Origin of the sequence: Flavobacterium pokkalii, assembly GCF_014596575.1 — a bacterium.
Lineage (GTDB): Bacteria > Bacteroidota > Bacteroidia > Flavobacteriales > Flavobacteriaceae > Flavobacterium > Flavobacterium pokkalii.
Genome location: NZ_NASZ01000044.1, coordinates 1 through 1994 on the forward strand (window position 1 = coordinate 1; position 1994 = coordinate 1994).

The 1994-nt window shown below is 35.3% G+C and carries 2 protein-coding genes; one reads left to right on the forward strand and one right to left on the reverse strand.

All coding sequences use genetic code 11. From position 1 onward, the window contains the following. On the reverse strand, window positions 1-301 hold a 301-nt coding region (locus B6A10_RS16130; RefSeq protein WP_188221691.1), incomplete at its 3' end, for a hypothetical protein. Window positions 302-578: 277 nt separating this feature from the next. Between B6A10_RS16130 and B6A10_RS16135 the strand changes: the two genes are divergently transcribed. Beyond that, window positions 579-1781, forward strand: a complete 1203-nt coding sequence (locus tag B6A10_RS16135; protein WP_188221692.1) for an IS4 family transposase — start codon at window positions 579-581, stop codon at window positions 1779-1781. The last annotated feature ends 213 nt before the right edge of the window (window positions 1782-1994 follow it).

Consider the following 1994-nt stretch of genomic DNA (forward strand, 5'->3'; position numbering starts at 1 on the left):
TATAGAGGTCACATTCACAAATATCATAAGCACTGCTATCAGGGTCACAAGGATCATTTGTGTCACAAGGATAAGTACTACTGGAGGGATTTGTACAATTGTAATCGTCTATATCTTCGCAAGGATAAGCGTTACTCATGGGGTCATGACAATTCCCAGAGTCAAAAAAATCGTCAGGACAATCAATACCATCACATTCACAAGAATCATAGTCCTCACTTAAAGGGTGGCAATATCCATAAACCACAACTTCTTCTAAACCATAAGGATCCATAGCGTAGCCCAACTGCTCGCACAACATACATAAGAACGTAAGTACGAATATATAATAATTTTTGTAATAAAAAACTACAACTTTTTAGGGTTGTAGTTTCTTGATTTATCCATTTATTCTTGTGGATGTGAAGTCAGAGACGTTCAAATCGCTAAACTTACGTCAAAGAATTTTTCAGAGAGTTGTTTTTTTAATATTACTGTCCGGTAAAAGTAATTTTGAAAAAAAATAACGGCTGATTTTTCTATATGAAATTTCAGCCGTTTCGTTTATCTTGTAGTTACGACACAAACAAAATAAACTTATGAGCAAAAATATACATTTTACCGGACAGCCACTCTTCTCACAAATACTTTCTTTAATCGATAAACAAGAGATAAAATCCTTTAGTCATAAAGGAGGTTATGACAAATATGTAAAAAAGTTTGATGGATATTCTCATTTTGTAGTGATGCTTTATGGTGTTCTGATGCGTTACGATTCTTTGCGGGAAATAGTTATAGGGATGCTCTCCGAGGCAGGGAAGCTACAGCATTTGGGAATAAACTATATGGTAAAACGCAGCACGCTCTCAGAAGCCAATAATCGCCGTAGCAGCGAATTCTTTTCTAAAATCTACTTTTCATTATATCAAAAGCACAAAACCGTTTTAGCGGACAGCCAAAGCACAAGATCATGGGAACACTTACTTCATATCATGGATTCCACAACGATTTCTTTATTTTCCAATGTTTTGAAAGGGGTAGGACGCAATCCAAAACACGGCAAGAAAAAAGGAGGTATAAAAGTGCATACGGTTATGCGTGCTGATGAAGGATTGCCTTATGACGTTCATTTTACCTCTGCTGCCACACACGACCACGTTATGCTCCGCAAATTAAAGCTCACCAACGGGGCTTTTCTAGCTATGGATAGAGCTTATATCGACTATAAAGTGTTTGAAAAATTTACACAAGACGGTGTATTTTATGTGACTAAGATGAAGAAAAATCAACGTTTTGAGACGCAACAAAGTTGCTATCGCGTCAATGAGAAAGGCTTAGTGGTTCTTAATGATGCTAAGGTTATTTTTTCAAAAGATGACATCAAACACACTTCACGAAAGATTGAATATTGGGAGCAAAACAAAAAGCAGTCCTCTGTGCTTTTGACCAATAATTTTGAGCTTGATCCTGATGAAATCATCGAGATATATAAGCGTAGATGGCAAATTGAACTACTTTTCAAACAACTAAAACAAAACTTTCCACTCAAATATTTTTATGGAGAAAGCGTCAATGCCATTCAAACCCAAATTTTGGTCACACTTATCACCAATTTACTACTGACAGTAATAAAGAAAAAAGTAAAACGAGACTGGAGCTTCTCCAATCTCGTTACTATGGTAAGACAAACATTGATGTACTACATCAATCTGTATAGCTTTTGTGAAAATCCTGAAAAAGCTTGGCTCGATATCATCCAGGAAAGAGAAAAATCACCTCCAATGCCATCCTTATTCGATTAAAGGGGGCTTACTTTTAATTTCTACTAAAATAAACTCACGTTTTAGAACGTTGGGTAAGGATTTTTCTGTGTTTTTTATTTTTACCGGACAACAATATTTTTTTTTAATATCCTTCTTTGGGTTGATTAATTACTTTTATCCTAGTTACAATAAGATTTCCATATTTTTTTGCATCCTCTTTTGTCCAAATTTGTTCATTCCCTTTGGGTCTTT